Here is an 18,188-nt window from a genome sequence, read left to right on the forward strand (position 1 = left end):
TTTGCGGATGACTTTGCGCTCTTTGCGGTTAAATTAAAACAGTCTTGAAAAATAAACTAAAAGCGTTTCTTCAACGCATTATAAACTGGATAAAAAGAAATAAAATTAAATCAGCAATTGCATTTCTGCTCTTGCTACTTTATTATTTTTCTATACCGCGAACTTTGTTTAAAGAACCTTACTCAACTGTAATTGAAAGCAATGAAGGAGAATTGCTAGGAGCCAAAATTGCCCGCGACGGACAATGGCGATTTCCAGCGCAGGACAGCGTTCCAGATAAATTTAAAAAATGCATCGTTTATTTTGAAGACGAGTATTTCTACAAACATCCAGGGTTTAATCCGGGCGCTATGATAAATGCTTTTAAACAAAATAAGAAAGCTGGAAAAGTAGTCAGAGGTGGAAGTACATTGACACAACAAGTAATTCGATTATCTAGAAAAGGAAAAAACAGAACGTATTTCGAGAAAATAATCGAAATTATTTTAGCAACAAGATTAGAATTAGGCTATTCTAAAGACGAAATTCTTGAAATGTATGCTGCACATGCGCCATTTGGAGGAAATGTTGTGGGATTAGAAATGGCTTCTTGGCGTTATTTTGGCGTTCAAGCCAATCAATTATCTTGGGCAGAAAATGCTGTTTTAGCTGTGTTGCCAAATGCACCAAGTTTAATTTATCCTGGAAAAAATCAGATAAAATTATTGAATAAACGAAACAGATTGTTGTTGAAACTTTATCAAGAAGGAATAATTGACAAGCAGACGTATGAACTTTCTATAGAAGAACCTTTGCCTCAAAAACCGTATGATTTGCCTCAAATTGCACCACATTTACTGCAAAGAGTGGCTAAAAATGAAGAAGGAACACGAGTAAAAACAACAATAGATTATGCATTGCAGAATAGAGTAAATCAAATTGCGAGATATTATTACAATCAGTACAAACAGAATGAAGTCCATAATTTAGCAATTTTGGTAATCGATGTTCAAAACAGAAATGTGATGAGCTATGTTGGAAATTCTCCCGCAGACCAAGATCACCAAAAAGATGTTGATATTATTGATGCGCCAAGAAGTACAGGAAGTATTCTAAAACCGCTTTTGTACGCAGCAATGTTGGACGATGGAGAATTATTGCCAAATACTTTAGTTGCCGATATTCCAACGCAAATTTCAGGTTATACGCCTCAAAATTTCAATTTGACATTTGACGGTGCTGTTCCAGCACACCGGGCATTGTCACGTTCACTGAATATTCCGGCGGTTTTGATGCTTCAGGAATTTACGGTCAATAAATTTTATGAAGAACTGCAGAAATTTAAATTGAGAGATATTAATAAAACGCCTGATCATTACGGTTTGTCGCTTATTTTAGGTGGTGCCGAAAGTAATTTGTGGGATTTGTGCCGAACCTATGCGAATTTGTCTTCAACGTTAAATTATTATATGAAGAATCAAGCAAAATATCGAACAAATGAGTTTACAGAATTAAATTATAAAAATGATTTCAAACCCGATTTTGGTTCAGAAACAGATCAAAAGAATATTTTGGGTGCAGGATCAATTTGGTTAACATATAATGCAATGGAAGAAGTTAACAGGCCTGAAGGAGATGAAGCTTGGAAATTTTATGACAGTTCGTTGAAAATTGCTTGGAAAACAGGAACAAGTTTCGGGAATAGAGATGCGTGGGCCATTGGAACAAATTCCAGATATGTAGTGGGAGTTTGGGTTGGAAATGCAACCGGAGAAGGAAGACCGACTTTAACTGGAGTTACCAGCGCTGCGCCCATTTTATTTGACGTTTTTAATTTATTGCCAAGACAAAGATGGTTTGATACGCCTTATAAAGATTTAGAAGAAGTTGAGGTTTGCCGATTAAGCGGTTATTTGGCCAAAGAAAACTGTCCTAAAATTAAACAGTGGGTTTCAAAAAAAGGAAAATCAACAAAAGTTTGTCCCTATCATAAAACAATTCATTTAGATAAAACAGAGCAGTTTCAGGTAAACAGCAGTTGTGAAAGTGTTGAGAATATAGTAAATAAGAACTGGTTTGTTCTGCCCCCAGTTATGGCTTGGTATTATAAAAGCCAGCATATTGAATATTTACCATTGCCACCTTTTAAAGAAGGTTGTGAAGGAACGCAAACCACAACAATGGATTTTATTTATCCAAAAACAAACAGCAAAATTTATTTGACTAAAGATTTCAATAGTAATGTACAGCCTGTAATTTTAAAAGTAGCGTATTCAGAAAGGGATAAAGAATTGTTTTGGTATGTAGATGATGTTTATAAAGCAACTACAAAAACATTTCATGAATTGCCAATTACACCAACAACAGGAACACATTATATTACAGTTGTGGATGCTTCTGGAAATGAAATTAGACGGAAAATTGAAATAGTAAGAGAATAATAACGGATTGTCAGGCTGAGCGGAGTCGAAGCCCACGTGCCAATTGGAGCGTCCTTCGACTCCGCTCAGGGTGACATCATTTTTCAGAAGCATTGAAATAGTTCGAGAATAGTTTTTGCCACTAATTACGCCAATTGATACAAATTAATTCGTGCAAATTCGTGAATTGCTTCGCCTGTTCGCTGTCGCTCGGGTCGTGGCGAAAAAAAGGACATAAAAAAACCGCCCCGATGCATCGGGGCGGTTTTGTTTTTTATTCTGAAATAACATTTCCTTTTTTATCATAGAAATGGTATTCTAAGTACGTGTAAGCGTCACGAGGTATGATTTTCACCCATTTCTTATGTTCAAAAAACCATTTTGAACGTAATGATGGAAAACCTTTGCTGAGGTATGCAGCCACAAATGGATGTGTATTAAGCACAACTTTATTGTGGGTTTTTAAAAGTCTTTCTAAATCAGAGGTGATCTTGTCAATTATTAATATTGGTGCTTCAATTTCACCGTTGACTTTATTTGGATCTTCTTCTCTAGTTTTAATGTTAACTTCTGGTCTTACGCGCTGTCTGGTAATTTGGACCAAACCAAATTTACTCGGCGGTAATATTTTATGCTTTGCTTTATCGTCGCTCATTTCTTCTCGCAAGAAGTCGAACAAAACTTTCCTGTTTTCTGGATTAGACATATCGATAAAATCAACAACTATAATTCCGCCCATATCTCGCAGACGTAATTGTCTGGCGATTTCTGCAGCGGCAATCATATTAACTTCCATGGCGGTATCTTCCTGGTTGGTTGCTTTGTTAGAACGGTTTCCGCTGTTGACGTCTATAACGTGCAATGCTTCAGTGTGTTCTATGATAAGATAAGCACCTTTACTCATGGAAACAGTTCGGCCAAAAGAAGTTTTGATTTGTCTCTCTATATTGTATTTCTCGAAAATTGGAGTGTCATTTGATTGATAAAACTTAACAATCGATTGTTTCGAAGGTGCAATTTCTTGCAGATATTCCTTCGTTTGGTGGAACAACTCTTCATCATCTATCTGGATACCGCTGAAGGTATCGTTAAATACATCTCTTAATATTGAAGAAGCTCTATTAAGCTCTCCTAATACTTTTGATGGATGATGAGCAGTTGGTAATTTTTTACACATTGCAGTCCATCTGCCAAGCAGGTTCTGCAAATCTTTTTCTAATTCGGCTACGTTTTTGCCTTCGGCTACTGTACGAACAATAACACCAAATCCTTTAGGTTTGATCGATAGAACAAGTTTTTTTAGACGATCCTTTTCTTTTTTGTCTTCTATTTTTTGAGAAATAGAAACACGATCAGAAAAAGGAACTAGAACGATAAATCTTCCAGCAAGAGAAAGCTCAGCACTTATTCTTGGACCTTTGGTCGATATCGGTTCTTTAACTACTTGAACTAAGACAGATTGATTGGCACTTAAAATATCAGTAATGATGCCATCTTTGTCAATCTCTTTTTCAAACTGAAAGGTTTTTAGGGAGAAATCTTTTATTTTACCTGCGCTTACAAGTTTTATGAATTTCAGCTGAGAAGCTAAGTTTGGACCTAGATCGTGATAATGTAAAAAAGCATCTTTTTCGAAGCCTACATTTACAAAAGCGGCGTTAAGTCCAGCAACTGGTTTTCTGATTTTGGCAATAAAAATATCACCAACCTGAAAGTTGCTTTTCTCTTCTTCTTTGTGTAATTCAATTAGTTTTCCATCTTTTAATAAGGCAAAATCTACTGCATCAGAACTAGATCTAATGATTAATTCTTTATTCACACTGTAAATTTTTATCCAGACTTTTAGTTTCAGGTTTTTGGGTTTCAAGTTTCAAGTTTTGCAACTCATAACTCATAACTCATAACTCATAACTGAATTGTAAGGATGGATTAAACAATATTTTTAACAGGTATTAACCCGGCGAAAACTAGCTGGCAGTTTGCAGTTCTAAGTAATCAGTAGACTGAAGACTAAAAACTGATGACTGAATACTAATTTTCAATTTCAATGAACGTTTAAAAAGAAAAAAGTAGTTTAAAACTACTTTTTCTTTTTGTGACGGTTAGCTCTCGCTCTTTTTTTACGTTTGTGAGTAGCTACCTTATGTCTCTTTCTTTTTTTACCACTTGGCATATCGTGTCAGATTTTATGTTAATTAATAGTATTATTTTGCTTCGTTGTTCGTTTTTACTCCTTCTACAAAAACTTTTGCAGGTTTAAACGCAGGGATGTTGTGTGCTGGAATTTTAATTGTAGTGTTTTTTGAAATGTTTCTACCAGTCTTTTCAGCTCTTGTTTTAACGATAAAGCTTCCGAAACCTCTTAGGTAAACATTGTCTCCAGTTTCCAATGAAGTTTTAACTTCTTCCATAAAAGTTTCTACTGTTGCTTGAACATCTCCTTTTTCAAGACCTAGTTTCTCTGAAATTTTCGCTACGATATCTGCTTTCGTCATTTTCTTTCCTATTTTATTTTATAAATGATGTACTATTTTTTTGAGTTTGCAAATATAGGAATTAAAAAAATAATTAATCAAGCTAAATCGTTAAATTTTAATTACATAAACATTTACTTTTGTTTTCTAAGTATTTTTAAATGGATTTTCATAACGTATTGATAAATTGGTATTTACAAAACAAGCGCGATTTGCCTTGGCGTAAAACGGCCGATCCGTACCTAATTTGGCTCTCAGAAATTATGCTGCAGCAAACGAGAGTTGCTCAAGGAATGCCTTATTTTTTTGCTTTTACGAAGGAATTTCCTACTGTATTTGATTTGGCAAATGCATCAGAAGAGCAGGTTTTAAAACTTTGGCAGGGATTAGGTTATTATTCTCGAGCTCGAAATTTGCATAAAACAGCTCAATATGTGGCAAATGAGCTTAACGGGATTTTTCCAGAAAACTATAAAAGTTTATTAAAACTGAAAGGAGTAGGCGAATATACAGCGGCCGCCATCGCTTCTTTTTCTTATAATGAAGCTGTTCCTGTTGTTGACGGAAATGTTTTTAGAGTGCTGTCTCGTTATTTTGATATTGAATCGGATATTGCTTTGCCAGGTACAAAAAAAGAATTTGCGGAATTGGCTTCTGAATTAATGCCAAAAGATAATCCAGCGATCTTTAATCAGGCGATAATGGAATTTGGTGCATTGCAATGTGTTCCTAAAAGTCCAAATTGCATGATTTGTGTTTTCAATGATAGTTGCGCCGCATTGCAAAAAAAGAAAGTAGATGCTTTGCCTGTAAAATTGAAAAAGACAAAAGTGACAAACCGCTTCTTTAATTATTTGGTTTTAGAAGATGTTTCAGGAAATACTTTGATTCAAAAAAGAACTGCTAAAGGAATTTGGCATAACTTATATGAATTTCCGCTTTTAGAAACTGATGAAATTGTTGGCCTTGATATTGTTTCAAAAGCAGTTCAAAACGACATTTTTTCTTCCTATACTATTATAGGTATAGAGGAATGTATAGAAACCACCGTTTTGCACAAACTTTCACATCAACATCTTCATATACAATTCTGGAAAGTGAAAATAAGTGAAGAATTACAGAACGGTGTGAATGCCAGTGAGTTAAAAAGTTTTCCTTTTCCAATTGTGATTTATAATTTTATTGAAAAGCAGGAAATAAATTGCTAAAAAAATGTATCTTTGGTAGAAATACCACAAAAAAACTATGAACGGAACATTAAATAAGGTGATGTTAATTGGCCATTTGGGAGATGATGTAAAAATGCATTATTTTGATGGAGGAAATTGCATAGGACGTTTTCAGCTGGCTACAAACGAAGTATACATCAATAAAACTACAAACGAAAAAATAACTTCGACAGAGTGGCATAATTTAGTTGTACGTAATAAAGCCGCCGAAATTTGTGAAAAGTATTTATCTAAAGGAGATAAAATATATGTTGAAGGCCGGATAAAATCACGTCAATGGCAAGCGGAAGATGGTACAACAAAATACACTACAGAAATTCAGGTAACAGAGTTTACTTTCTTGACTACCAAAAAAGAAACTGGAAATCATAAGCCAAATCACGAGTCAGAATCCACAAAAAACACTAACTTTGACGCAGCAAATGAAGGCTTGCCTGTAAACGACCTGCCTTTTTGATTGTTTAACTAATTTTTTTCAGTTTGGACCCAGAGCCCAGTTTACTTTTTGCTACAACTTTAGACACTAATTTAATCATTGGTTTTGTCGGAATATTTATTTTGCTGTTTCTATCAGCCATTGTTTCAGGCGCCGAAATCGCTCTTTTTTCATTATCTCAAAAAGATTTAGACGAAGCCCTGCAGGAAAACCACTCAAAGGGAAAAATTATTTCAAATCTTTTGGATAAGCCTAAAAAATTGTTGGCAACCTTATTAGTTGCTAATAATTTCTTGAATATCGGGGTTGTTATTTTGTTCTCCTTTATTGGCCGAAATATCTTTTCTCATATAACTTCACCTGCTTTCAAATTCTTTTTAGAAGTAATTCTGGTTACTTTTCTGATTTTGTTATTTGCCGAAGTTTTGCCTAAAGTTTATGCCAGTCGGAACAATCTGAAATTCGCAAAACGAGTTGCCTATCCAATCGCTTTTTTAGACAAATTACTTTCGCCAATAAGTTTGCCAATGCGCAGTGTTACTCTATATTTGCAGCATAAATTAGGGAAGCAGAAGAACAGTTTCTCTATAAATCAAATTTCTCAGGCGTTGGAACTTACAGATTCTGAAGGAACATCAACTGAAGAACAAAAAATATTAGAAGGAATTGTTTCTTTTGGAAATACAGATACCAAACAGGTTATGAGTCCGCGAATTGATATTTTTGCTTTAGAAATTTCGGAGCCTTTTGCGACAGTTTGTTCTAAAATTATAGAAAAAGGATTTTCGAGAATTCCGGTTTACCGAGACAATATAGATCAAATTGAAGGCGTTCTGTTTGTTAAAGACTTACTGCCTTATATTGATAAAGAAGAGTTCGATTGGACTTCTTTAATGAGAGAAGCTTTTTTTGTTCCTGAGAATAAAAAACTGGATAACTTACTAAAGGATTTTCAGAGCCTTAAAAGCCATTTGGCGATTGTGGTTGATGAATATGGTGGTACTTCTGGATTAGTTTCTTTAGAAGATGTTATAGAGGAAATAGTTGGAGATATTAGTGATGAGTTTGATGATGAAAATTTGAATTTTTCGCAGATCGATGAAAAGAATTTTCTGTTTGAAGGAAAAATCAATTTGAAAGATTTCTACAGAATTATTGATGTTGATGAAGATTTATTTGAGGCGCGAAAAGGCGAAGCAGAAACTCTAGCCGGATTTATTTTGGAAATTTTAGGAAATTTCCCGAAAAAAGATCAAAAAATAGCTTTTGAAAACTGTGTTTTTACAATAGAAACGGTAGATAAAAAGCGTGTAAAACAAATAAAAGTAACGATAGATTAAAATGTTAAAAAAGATAATTTCAACAGCAGTAATTTTACTGACTCTGACTGTAGTAAGTTGTAAAGATGATGTATTGCCAAAACCGGCAAGTTTTCTGCGTTTAGATTATCCAGAAGCAAAATATGTTCATTTTGAAAATAACTGTCCGTTTGCTTTTGATATGAATGAAGCGGCAATTATTAAAGGTGAAAAAGATTGCGGATTTGCGATTACCTACCCAAAAATGAAAGCCACTATTTATCTGACTTATAAGCCAGTTCACGGCGATATTAATAAACTTTTAAAAGATGCTCAAAAACTGACTTACGAGCACGTTATCAAAGCTGATGATATTTTAGAACAACCGTATTTAAATCCCGAAAAAAAGGTTTACGGAATGTTTTATCAAGTAGATGGAAACGCAGCTACAAACTCTCAATTTTACGTTACAGATAGTACAAAGCACTTTATAACGGGTTCAGTTTATTTTTACGCTAAACCTAATTTTGATTCAATTATGCCGGCGGCGAGTTATATCAAGAATGATATGCAAAGATTGATGGAAACTTTGAAGTGGAAATAAAGTAAATAAAAAAGGCGTTCAAATTGAACGCCTTTTTTTGTTTTGTAAAATTTCAACTTAAGATTTAAAATTCAAAACTTTATATGTTTTTCCATCTCCAGTTCCTTGAACAATTTTAGTCAAAGACTCTTGATTTTGAATTGTTTTGTCAAAAGTAACCGTTGCTGTTTTTTTGTCAAAATCAACTACGGCTTTTTCAACTCCGTCAAGATTTGATAATTCTTTTTCAATTGTTTTAGCGCATCCCATTGCACAAGTCATTCCTTCGATTTCGAAACTTGCTGTTTGAACATTTTCAGCTGCGATTACTTTGTGTTCTGTAGTAGTTGTTTCTAAAGGTTTTATGTTGGCTAAGTTTTTGTCTTCTTCTTTTTTACAGCTAACGAATACTAAGCCGGCAATAACTAACGATGCTATTATTTTAGTGAATTTCATTATATAGAATTTTAAGTTGTCAATATGTTTGTTGCAAAATTAATAAAATTCAAGAGGTCAGTTCGTAAAAATAATACAAATTTGCAGTAAAAATGTGTTTATGGATGCAAAACAATTAAAGTGGGCTTATTTGTTGGTTCTCTCTCTTATTTGGGGAAGTTCTTTTATTTTGATCAAAAGAGGATTGGTTGGTTTAACAGCCATTCAAGTTGGTTCATTCCGAATTATTTTTGCCGCTTTGTTTTTGTTGATTATAGGATTTAAAAGTCTGAAGAAGATTTCGCGCCGTCAATGGAAATTTGTTGCCATCACTTCACTTTTTGGAACTTTTGCTCCGGCCTATCTTTTTGCCATTGCTGAAACAGAAGTTGATAGTTCGATTGTAGCTATTTTAAATTCGCTTACGCCTTTAAATACTTTGGTTTTAGGAATACTTATTTTTGGAATTCAATTTCAAAAGCGACAAGTTTTAGGTGTTTTTGTTGGTTTGGTTGGATGTTTGTTATTGGTTTTGAGCGGTGCATCAGCACATCCAGGTCAGAACTATTATTATGTTGTTTTGGTTGTAATTGCAACGCTTTGTTATGCTATAAATGTGAATTTGATCAAAAAGTATTTATCTGATTTGAATTCGTTAAGCATTACGACCGGAAATTTTACCGTTTTGCTTTTGCCTGCATTAATCATTTTAAGCACAACTGATATTCCTCAAAGAATAAATATTGATGTCACACAGCATTCCATATTTTTTGTGATGATTTTGGGCGTATTAGGAACCGGAATTGCAAATGTTTTGTTCTTTAAATTGATCCAAATATCGTCTCCTGTTTTTGCGACTTCGGTTACTTATTTAATTCCGATTGTGGCTTTCTTTTGGGGATTATTGGATAATGAAATGCTTACTCTGATTCAATTTTTTGGTGCGTTTATTATTTTGATTGGGGTTTATTTGTCGGCGAAGAAATAAGAGATTGTTCTTAACGAATGTCACCCTGAGCGATCCCGAGGCTTCGGGAGAAGGGCGTGCCAATTGGGACGGGGCTTCGACTTCGCTCAGCCTGACAAACGTATTGATAAAAAAAAAGCTTTATCAAAGTTTTAAACTTTGACAAAGCCTATGAGAAAAAAACTTAGAATCTTAGAATCTTAGTATCTTAGTATCTCAGAACCTTAGAAACTTCTAAAGAAAATCTGCATCAGAAACTCCTTCGTTAATTTTGATATCAGACATTTTGATGTCTAATTCAAAACCAACATTCTGAATTAGATTAAAAGGAACTTTTACTCCTTTTACCTCTCTATAATCACCAAAGTTTGTTATTTGTGTAGTTGATTTTCCGCCTTGTTCACGAACTTTAGATTCTGCAACTTTCAATCCTGATTTTACATCATAGAAATAAGTTGTTTTTCCGTCTTTTATCGCATAAGCGTCGCTTCCGTTAATTGATTCGATGCCGTCAACTTTTAAATCAGTTCTTTTTTGCAATTGCAATTCTTCAAAAGGTGCGGCGTTAGCCTTCATTTCTTTAAGATCATCGCCTTCTAAATTTTTACGTTGGCCTTGTTGCTCAATATACGCGCCTTTATCATTTACAACTTGCTTCATTAAATTCATAGTTCCCATGGCAAGTGAAACCATCATTTTTCCTTTTGAATCTAATTTTGAAGTAAAAGTCAGTGGAGTTGGAGCTTGCGGAATTGTAGTGCTTCCGTTCATGTAAAGTGTTTTTACGGCTGTTACTACTTTTTCACCGCCAATTGCTTTAATGTAATTTTGGAAAACGGTTTGTGCTGTAACATTTGAAGGAGCTTCTTTTTTAGTTGCTGGTTTTTCAACGGGAGTTCCGTATTTATCAAAATAATAAATCGGAATTTGAAGTTTTTCTAAGCCAGAAATCACATCAGAACCTTTTCCCGCAATAACAATTCGCATGTTGTCAAGCAAAAAATACTTGTTCGCAACGCGGTAAATATCATCAGCCGTTACATTATTGATGGTTTGGATATATTTTTCGTAGAAATCAGCTGGAAGTTTTTCTGTTTCAATATTTAAAGCATAACGCGCTACGGCTTGAGGTTTTTCAACCTGCATAACAAAGCGGCCAATGTATCCTGCTTTTACATTTCGTAAAACTTCTGGATCAACTCTTTCTGTGCGGATTCTTTTGATTTCTTTTATGAATTGAACTACTGCACTGTCGGTTACTGTGTTTCTAACTGCTGATGAAGCTCTGAATTTCGTTACATATTTTCCGCTTCCAATGTTGGAACTTGCGCCATACGTCCACGCGTGTTGTTCGCGTAAATTCATATTTAAATAACTGTTGAAGTCACCTCCTAAAATTTGATTTGCAATAACAGCAGGGAAAAAATCAGGATCGCTCATTTTTAAATTCACAATATTTACCAATGAAATCTCCGACTGAACCGCATTTGGAACATCTACAAAATCAATTTGAAGTTTAGATGCATTTTCAGGATTTGGATACGTGTTTTTTGGTGCAGCTTGTTTTTTCCATCCACTAAAAAGTTTTTCTACGGCAGCTTTAGTTTCTTTAAACTTAACATCTCCAATAACTACTAGATAGGCATTTTCAGGAACAAAATACGTATTGTAATTTGCTTGAACATCTGCAAGGGTTACATTTTTTACTGTTTCTTCAGATAAATACTCTCCTGAAGGATGGTTTTTCCCAAAAGCCAAAACATCAACAACACGATTAGCAATGGCAGGAACGCTTTTTTCATCGGCCTTAAGTCCTTCTAAAAGTTTGGCTTTTTCTTTGTCAAATTCGGTTTGAGTGAAATTTGGCTGTAAAGCTCCTTCTGCCAAAAGTTCTAAAACACGTCCTGAATATTTTGACAAAGCACTTGCATAAGCACCTTGAGAGGTGAAGTTGATATTGGCTCCATAAAAGTCAATTTCTTCATTAAAAGCTTCTTTGGTTGTTTTTTTGGTTCCATTGCCAATTAAGCTTGTTGTCAATTCATCAACACCTTTTTTGTTTCCTTCGGTAAAAGGTGCGTTGTCAAGGGTTAAGTTGAAACTGACTCTTGGTAATTTATGGTTTTCAACAACTAAAACTTTCATGCCGTTTGCCAACATAAAAGTTTGAGGCTTTTTAATATTGACTACAGGGGCGTTTCCTGGTTTTGGTTGTGGACGATCTTGTGCTGTCATAATTCCAGTTAGGAAAAAAAGGATTAAAAAAGTATGTATATTTTTCATGATTCGATATTCTTAGTTCTGAGATTTTACGGTTGGTATGTAATCTAAAATCAAGCGTTGGTTCGGGTTTAAATATTTCTTGGCAACTTCTCTGATTTCTTCTCTCGTTATAGAATGATACATGTCAATTTCAGTATTGATCAAGTTAACATCGCCATAAAGAAGGTAGTAAGAAGCAAGATTTTCAGCAATTCCTTCTACGCTTGCATTCGCGTTCACAAAATTATTATCGAATTTGTTTTGTAATTTTTCGTAATCTTTTTCGGAAATCAAATCGGTTTGAATTTTTACGATTTCTTCATCCATTTCTTTTAAAATATCGGCTGTTGTATAAGGCGCCATTGGCAAACCGTATAAAATGTAGGTTCCATAATCTTCTTGACTAAAACCTACAGCACCAATTTGAAGTGCCATTTTTTTATCGTCAACGATTTTTTTGTACAATTTTGAGCTTTTTCCGTCACTTAAATAAGAGGAGATTAAATCTAAAACTCGTGCATCTCTGGTTTTCATTGAAGGCGTTCTATACGACGCAACAACCATCGGAATTTGAATATTAGGATCTTCGTAAGTTGCTTTTATTGTTTGCGTAATTGGCTCTTCGGTAAAAGTTTGTTTTTTTACTTCTTCGCCTTTTGGAATCGGACCAAAATATTTCTGAACCCATTCTTTGGCTTTTGCTTTGTCGAAATCTCCAGCAACAACTAAAACGGCATTATTTGGTGTGTAGAATTTTTTGTTGAATGCCTGAAATTCTTCAAGAGTTGCAGCATCTAAATCTTTCATTGAGCCGATAGTTGTCCAGCGATACGGGTGATTTTTGAACATATTCTTTTTAACCTCCGGAAGAATATTTCCGTATGGCTGATTGTCGTAACGCATTCTTTTTTCTTCTTTTACGACTTCATTTTGTGTATCAACTCCAATTTTATTGATAATAGGATGCATTAATCTTTCAGATTCCATCCATAAACCCAATTCTAAATTGTTTGATGGGAAAACTTCATAATAATAAGTTCTGTCGTCTGAAGTATTGGCATTATTTACGCCTCCGTTTGCAGTAACGATTTTCATCCATTCACCACGTTTTATATTTTGAGTTCCTTCAAATAATAAATGTTCGAAAAAATGTGCAAAACCAGTTCTGTCAGGACGCTCGTCTTTTGAGCCAACGTGATACATTACAGAAGTTATAACTACTGGTGCTGATGGGTCGTTATGCAGAATTACATGCATTCCGTTATCTAAATTATACTCTTCAAAAGCTACCTTTTGAGCATGAGCTACTCCGCCGAGCATTAGTGCTGCACTTAACATCATTATAGAATTTTTCATATACGATTAATAAATTTATGATACCTAAAATAAATAGGTAGCAAAAAGTTGATTATAGTTACTTCAAAAATAGTCTTTTTTGTGTATTGTTTTAAAATTTATGTATTTACCAGTAAAAATTAATAGTATTTTACATCTTTTTTTATTTTAGAAATCATTAGAAAACCTTGTAAAACAGTCTTTAAAGCCAAAGAAAATATTTTTGCTACAAGGGATTGCGTAGTAAATTATTAGTTGTATATTTGCAACCTTAAAAATCAATAAATCAATTTGATATGTATGCAATCGTAGAGATAGCAGGGCAACAATTTAAAGTAAGCAAAGACTTAAAGGTTTATGTTCACCGTTTAGCTAACGAAGAAGGTTCAAAAGTTTCTTTTGACAAAGTTCTTTTATTAGATGATAACGGAAATGTAACTTTAGGCGCCCCAGCTATAGAAGGTGCTTCAGTAGAAGCTAAAGTGTTACAACACTTAAAAGGTGATAAAGTTATCGTTTTCAAAAAGAAAAGAAGAAAAGGATACAAAAAAAGAAATGGTCACAGACAATATCTTACTCAAATTGTAATTGAAGGTATTACTGCAGCAGGAGGAACTAAAAAAGCAGCAGCTAAAAAAGCGGTTGTAGCAGAAGAAGCAGCTACTGAAGAAGTAGAAGCTCCAAAAGCAAAAAAAGCAGCTCCAAAAGCAAAAAAAGAGACTACTAAAGAATAATAACAATATTTAAACTCATACGTCATGGCTCACAAGAAAGGTGTCGGTAGTTCGAAGAATGGTAGAGAATCAGAATCAAAACGTCTAGGCGTTAAGATTTATGGTGGTCAAGCTGCTATTGCTGGTAACATCATCGTTAGACAAAGAGGTTCAAAACATAATCCAGGTGAAAACGTTTACATCAGTAAAGATCACACACTACACGCAAGAGTAGCTGGAGTTGTTAAGTTCCAAAAGAAAAGAGATAACAAATCTTATGTATCTATTATCCCATTCGAGGCATAATAATCATAGATTACTTTTTATAAAAAACCCGTTCAGAAATGATCGGGTTTTTTGTTTATAATAATTTCTGCTCACAGTTTTGTCATCCTGACGGAGGAAGGATCACACGCGAAACTCCGCAATCAAAGTCGCCAATCTTTGTCGAGTTTCTAGTGTGATCCTTCCTCCGTCAGGATTACAAGATTATGCTGAGTGTTTGAAAGTAACAAAAACCTTTGTCAAAGTTTTGAACTTTGACAAAGGCGTATGATAAAAATTGGAATTTGGAATTTCCAATTTTGGAATTTAATTTTTATTCCTCAGTATCTTTAGTTTCTTCTAAATCTTCAGATTTTTTACCAACCTTTATTTTTGGATTATCCTGGGTTCCTGTAACTGTAAGCGGAATTCCGAAAATACCAAAAGGAGGTAATCCTAAACGCATTTTTAAATTCAATTTTCCGTCTAAAGTTGTTTTGCCTTCAATTCTTGGTCGGAAACCGGCAAACTTAAATTTAAAACGCTCAACGGTCATAATATTATTTTTGATCGTAGTTTTAATATCAACTTTCGAAAGATCAGGATTTTTTATTGACTCTGTGTTGGTTTCTTTGCTTACCGCAGTAAACATTTTCAGCCCTCGTACTTTTACATCTTTTACAGAAAGCGTTCCGCCTCCAACCAGAGAAGGATAAACAGGTTCCATATTTGCATTTAAACGGCCTTTTAGCTGATAATCCAAAGAAACAATTCCTTGTGCTTTTTCGGCGGCGCTGGCCATTTTTCTAAAAACTTCAATTTCGTTATACGCTCTTTTTATGTCAAAATCGGTTGCTTTTATCGCATAATCAAAATTTGCTTTTTGAGGAGTTACAGCTTGATAATTGGCATTCATAGTTACTTTGCATCCAATTAGGTCAAAACCTGTATTTTGCATCGTCAGCTTGCCTTTGTTCATGCTTAGGTTTCCGGTAGCATTTTGAAGATTTAATTTGTCGAAATTAACTTTTTGAGCATTAGCCGTGAAGTTTAAATTCAGATTTGTTGGAATAATAATTACTCCGGTTTGTGTACTTCCTGATTTAGCTTCTGCTTTTGGAGCCGAATTTGCTGTTACAGAAGTTCCTGAAGTTGTTTCAGACATGAATTCGTCAGCATTAATATAACGTGATGAAGATTTAAAAGAACCTCTTAAAACGCCTGTATTTGTGGTTGCATAATTAAAAACGTTCTGTAAATAACCATTCATTCTAAAATCGGACTGCCCGTAAGCGGCTAGGAAATTATTGAAGTACATTTTATCCTGATTGATTTTAAAAATTCCTTCTTTGATGATGAATTTTTTAGCCAGATATTCTGATGTAATGCCGATATTTCTTAATTCAAGCGTTCCTTTATTGTTTAGTTTGCTGTAATTGCCTTTTTCGGCGTCGCTTTGTTTTCCTTTCAAAACTACATCAGCTTTTACGAAACCGTCTAAATCAAGTCCTTTTTGCGAAAAAACCTTGTAAATTTTGTTTACGTCAAGTTCGCCTTTGGCCTTAATATCATAAGATAAGTCATCAAAGTTGCTTAAGTCGGCGTCAACAAAAACAGGCTTTCCTTCAAAAGTAAACTGAGCTGGTTTTAGTTTTACTTTCAAATCGTCGTAAGTTCCTTTTTGATTATCAATTTTTGATTTGATAGTAATATTGGTAATTGGATTCGGGTAATAAGGCGTTTTTAAATAGCCGTTTACCAAATCAATCGTTCCTTGAGTTTTTGGGAAAAGCCTTTTTTTCTGGTCAAATTTTCCGTCAACTTTTGCGTCGCCTTCAAGATTTCCTTTTAAAACGACATTCGGAATTCCAAGAGCGGACATCAATTTTCCAAGATCAATTTTTGCTTTAAAATCAGCATTGATGTCTGGTGTGTTTACGCCGGTTACATAAAATTTCGACTTTAAATAATCCTGATTTATGTTTAATGACACATTTTTAGCATCAATAATAGCTAGATCTGGATTTAATGACGGAACTCTTGTTTTGATGTCTAGATTTAAATTGGAAACCGGAAAAGCGCTTTTATTGTAGTTCACAAATCCGCTGTCGATTTTTACATCCAAATCAAGTTCTGGTGCAACATTTTGTGAAGCAATATAATCGCCTTTTAATGTCAAAAGAAGATTGGTATTTCCTTTTAATTCGGTTTTAGAAAGCCAAGTTATGTATTTTGGGGGCAAAGCAGTGAAAACATCATAGAGTTTGCTGTCGTTTGATTTGATAACAAAATCCATGTTGTAGCCGTCTTTCAAAAAGTCAAATTTTCCTTTAAAATCAACAAGAAGCTGGTTGATTTTTAAGTTGTTCTGCTGGAAGAAGAAAGATAATGAATTCACATTTACCTTTGTAATCAAATCGGCATCGATTTTTTTGTTCATCAAATAAGGTTCGCCTTCATAAACAATATTCAGTTTTTCAACTTTGGCTTTTGAATAAAGATCAAAAATCGATTGGTTTAAATCTCCTTTCCCTAAATAGTTAAAACCAAAAGCATCAAAATGCACTTTAGTCGACTGGTCGTCATAAATTACTTTGCTGTTTAAAATTTCAATTCGTTCCAATTTTAAAGCAGTTTCGGTACTGTCTTTCGGATTTGAAGGTTTTGAAGATTTGTAAATATTATAATTGGCTTCACCTTTTGCATTTACTTTTACATTGATAAAACAATCTGATAAGTAAATTTGATCAATTTTTACCGTTTTGCTGAAAACCAGACTGGCAACATTTATTCCAAATGAAACTTCCTTTGCAGTAATGAATTTTTCCTTAGCATAAGGAGCAGATCCATTAAGGTTTAAGTCGCTTAAAGTTAAAGTCAGCGAAGGGAAATGATGAAAAAATGAAACAGAAACATCAGAATAATTTAATTCTGCACTAAGCTTTTCGTTTGCCGTTTTTTTAATCTGTTCTTTAATTTTGTCCGCAAAAATAATTGGCGTTAAAAACAATAATCCTATAATAACAACAAAGGTTATTCCAAGATATTTAAGGGTTTTTAATATAATGGATTTCTTTTTACTTGCAGTCATGTCAAAATGTGGTATTTGTTTTTAGAAAATATTCAGAAAAAATTACCCGTGTACAGTTTCGTTTTTTCCGTAATTGGTTATGATGGAGCCTTCGTATTCAATCCATTCTTTCCAGCGTTTGTCAATGTCAATATTGTCTTGATATTTTCTGGCGAATCCTAAAAAAGTAGTATAATGCCCAGCTTCAGAAATCATTAAATCGCGATAGAATTTAGCTAATTCTTGATCTTTAATATTTTCTGAAAGTACTTTAAAGCGCTCACAGCTTCTTGCTTCAATCATGGCCGAAAATAATAATCGATCACAAAGCGCGTCTCTTCGGCTGCCATCTTTCTTCATGAATTTAAAAAGTTCATTTACATAATGATCTTTTCGCTCGCGCCCCAAAGTAAGTCCGCGTTTTTTGATTACATCATGAACCATTTGTAAATGTTCCAGTTCTTCTCTGGCAATTACCAGCATTTCAGTCACTAATTCCTCTAATTCAGAGTTATAGGTAACAATGCTTATTGCGTTTGAAGCCGCTTTTTGCTCGCACCAAGCGTGATCCGTTAAAATTTCTTCGATATTTGATTCCACTATATTTACCCAACGAGGGTCTGTGGCTAGCTTTAATCCCAGCATAATTCTTTAAAAAAAATGTTCCTACAAAATTAGTGTTTTTTTATGACCGAATCTCAGGAAATTGGGTGCAAATCCGCG

The 18,188-nt window shown here is 34.1% G+C and carries 15 protein-coding genes; 8 read left to right on the forward strand and 7 right to left on the reverse strand.

Annotated elements, in window-relative coordinates; all coding sequences use genetic code 11:
- The first annotated feature begins 44 nt into the window (after positions 1–44).
- Entirely contained in the window at positions 45–2,420 is a 2,376-nt protein-coding gene (pbpC, locus tag RB619_RS07445; RefSeq protein ID WP_308095918.1) for a penicillin-binding protein 1C, read from the forward strand.
- A gap of 253 nt (positions 2,421–2,673) precedes the next feature.
- On the opposite strand, the gene RB619_RS07450 is transcribed toward pbpC, so the two are convergent.
- Together RB619_RS07450 and RB619_RS07455 are read right to left on the reverse strand one after the other, a co-directional pair.
- Positions 2,674–4,218, reverse strand: a complete 1,545-nt coding sequence (locus RB619_RS07450; RefSeq protein WP_308095920.1) for a ribonuclease E/G — start codon at positions 4,216–4,218, stop codon at positions 2,674–2,676.
- Positions 4,219–4,603: 385 nt separating this feature from the next.
- Complete coding sequence (locus tag RB619_RS07455; RefSeq protein WP_007805026.1) at positions 4,604–4,894, reverse strand: HU family DNA-binding protein; 291 nt, start codon at positions 4,892–4,894, stop codon at positions 4,604–4,606.
- Positions 4,895–5,034: 140 nt separating this feature from the next.
- On the opposite strand from RB619_RS07455, the gene mutY reads away from it, so the two are divergent.
- The 4 genes from mutY to gldD are packed head-to-tail and all read left to right on the forward strand — an operon-like array spanning position 5,035 to position 8,440.
- Entirely contained in the window at positions 5,035–6,081 is a 1,047-nt protein-coding gene (gene mutY, locus RB619_RS07460) for an A/G-specific adenine glycosylase (protein ID WP_308095922.1), read from the forward strand.
- 37 nt (positions 6,082–6,118) lie between these two features.
- A complete protein-coding gene (locus RB619_RS07465) occupies positions 6,119–6,559 on the forward strand; it encodes a single-stranded DNA-binding protein (RefSeq protein ID WP_308095924.1) in 441 nt (146 codons plus the stop codon).
- 23 nt (positions 6,560–6,582) lie between these two features.
- Positions 6,583–7,878, forward strand: a complete 1,296-nt coding sequence (locus RB619_RS07470; RefSeq protein WP_308095926.1) for a gliding motility-associated protein GldE — start codon at positions 6,583–6,585, stop codon at positions 7,876–7,878.
- 1 nt (position 7,879) lies between these two features.
- Complete coding sequence (gldD, locus tag RB619_RS07475; protein WP_155101310.1) at positions 7,880–8,440, forward strand: gliding motility lipoprotein GldD; 561 nt, start codon at positions 7,880–7,882, stop codon at positions 8,438–8,440.
- Between the two features lie 57 nt (positions 8,441–8,497).
- Here gldD and RB619_RS07480 read toward each other — a convergent pair whose 3' ends face one another.
- Positions 8,498–8,875 carry a heavy metal-associated domain-containing protein gene (locus RB619_RS07480; protein WP_308095930.1) on the reverse strand — a complete coding sequence of 126 codons (378 nt, stop codon included), beginning with the start codon at positions 8,873–8,875 and terminating at the stop codon, positions 8,498–8,500.
- A gap of 100 nt (positions 8,876–8,975) precedes the next feature.
- Here RB619_RS07480 and RB619_RS07485 point away from each other — a divergent pair, with 100 nt between their 5' ends.
- Positions 8,976–9,842, forward strand: a complete 867-nt coding sequence (locus RB619_RS07485) for a DMT family transporter (protein WP_308095932.1) — start codon at positions 8,976–8,978, stop codon at positions 9,840–9,842.
- Between the two features lie 213 nt (positions 9,843–10,055).
- On the opposite strand, the gene RB619_RS07490 is transcribed toward RB619_RS07485, so the two are convergent.
- Both RB619_RS07490 and RB619_RS07495 read right to left on the reverse strand, forming a co-directional pair.
- The gene (locus RB619_RS07490) at positions 10,056–12,104 is read right to left on the reverse strand and encodes a pitrilysin family protein (RefSeq protein ID WP_308095934.1); all 2,049 of its coding nucleotides are present in this window, start codon (positions 12,102–12,104) and stop codon (positions 10,056–10,058) included.
- A gap of 12 nt (positions 12,105–12,116) precedes the next feature.
- Entirely contained in the window at positions 12,117–13,439 is a 1,323-nt protein-coding gene (locus RB619_RS07495; protein WP_308095937.1) for a pitrilysin family protein, read from the reverse strand.
- A 275-nt stretch (positions 13,440–13,714) separates the two neighbouring features.
- On the opposite strand from RB619_RS07495, the gene rplU reads away from it, so the two are divergent.
- Together rplU and rpmA are read left to right on the forward strand one after the other, a co-directional pair.
- Complete coding sequence (gene rplU, locus RB619_RS07500) at positions 13,715–14,152, forward strand: 50S ribosomal protein L21 (RefSeq protein ID WP_026728576.1); 438 nt, start codon at positions 13,715–13,717, stop codon at positions 14,150–14,152.
- 24 nt (positions 14,153–14,176) lie between these two features.
- A complete protein-coding gene (gene rpmA / locus RB619_RS07505; protein WP_012023622.1) occupies positions 14,177–14,437 on the forward strand; it encodes a 50S ribosomal protein L27 in 261 nt (86 codons plus the stop codon).
- A gap of 292 nt (positions 14,438–14,729) precedes the next feature.
- Here the strand turns inward: rpmA and RB619_RS07510 are convergent, their stop codons facing one another.
- Positions 14,730–17,486, reverse strand: coding sequence for an AsmA-like C-terminal region-containing protein (locus RB619_RS07510; RefSeq protein WP_308095941.1), 2,757 nt, complete (start codon positions 17,484–17,486; stop codon positions 14,730–14,732).
- 42 nt (positions 17,487–17,528) lie between these two features.
- A complete protein-coding gene (locus RB619_RS07515) occupies positions 17,529–18,110 on the reverse strand; it encodes a tRNA-(ms[2]io[6]A)-hydroxylase (RefSeq protein ID WP_308095943.1) in 582 nt (193 codons plus the stop codon).
- Between the last annotated feature and the right edge of the window lie 78 nt (positions 18,111–18,188).

The organism is Flavobacterium sp. LHD-80, assembly GCF_030929605.1.
Classification (GTDB): Bacteria; Bacteroidota; Bacteroidia; order Flavobacteriales; family Flavobacteriaceae; genus Flavobacterium.

What these genes read in the sequence shown, in the direction of transcription:
- RB619_RS07455 (WP_007805026.1), bottom strand. Translation starts at nt 4,894, where the DNA reads ATGACGAAAGCAGATATCGTAGCGAAAATTTCAGAGAAACTAGGTCTT.
- mutY (WP_308095922.1), top strand. Translation starts at nt 5,035, where the DNA reads ATGGATTTTCATAACGTATTGATAAATTGGTATTTACAAAACAAGCGC.
- RB619_RS07465 (WP_308095924.1), top strand. Translation starts at nt 6,119, where the DNA reads ATGAACGGAACATTAAATAAGGTGATGTTAATTGGCCATTTGGGAGAT.
- gldD (WP_155101310.1), top strand. Translation starts at nt 7,880, where the DNA reads ATGTTAAAAAAGATAATTTCAACAGCAGTAATTTTACTGACTCTGACT.
- RB619_RS07480 (WP_308095930.1), bottom strand. Translation starts at nt 8,875, where the DNA reads ATGAAATTCACTAAAATAATAGCATCGTTAGTTATTGCCGGCTTAGTA.
- RB619_RS07485 (WP_308095932.1), top strand. Translation starts at nt 8,976, where the DNA reads ATGGATGCAAAACAATTAAAGTGGGCTTATTTGTTGGTTCTCTCTCTT.
- RB619_RS07490 (WP_308095934.1), bottom strand. Translation starts at nt 12,104, where the DNA reads ATGAAAAATATACATACTTTTTTAATCCTTTTTTTCCTAACTGGAATT.
- RB619_RS07495 (WP_308095937.1), bottom strand. Translation starts at nt 13,439, where the DNA reads ATGAAAAATTCTATAATGATGTTAAGTGCAGCACTAATGCTCGGCGGA.
- rplU (WP_026728576.1), top strand. Translation starts at nt 13,715, where the DNA reads ATGTATGCAATCGTAGAGATAGCAGGGCAACAATTTAAAGTAAGCAAA.
- rpmA (WP_012023622.1), top strand. Translation starts at nt 14,177, where the DNA reads ATGGCTCACAAGAAAGGTGTCGGTAGTTCGAAGAATGGTAGAGAATCA.
- RB619_RS07510 (WP_308095941.1), bottom strand. Translation starts at nt 17,486, where the DNA reads ATGACTGCAAGTAAAAAGAAATCCATTATATTAAAAACCCTTAAATAT.
- RB619_RS07515 (WP_308095943.1), bottom strand. Translation starts at nt 18,110, where the DNA reads ATGCTGGGATTAAAGCTAGCCACAGACCCTCGTTGGGTAAATATAGTG.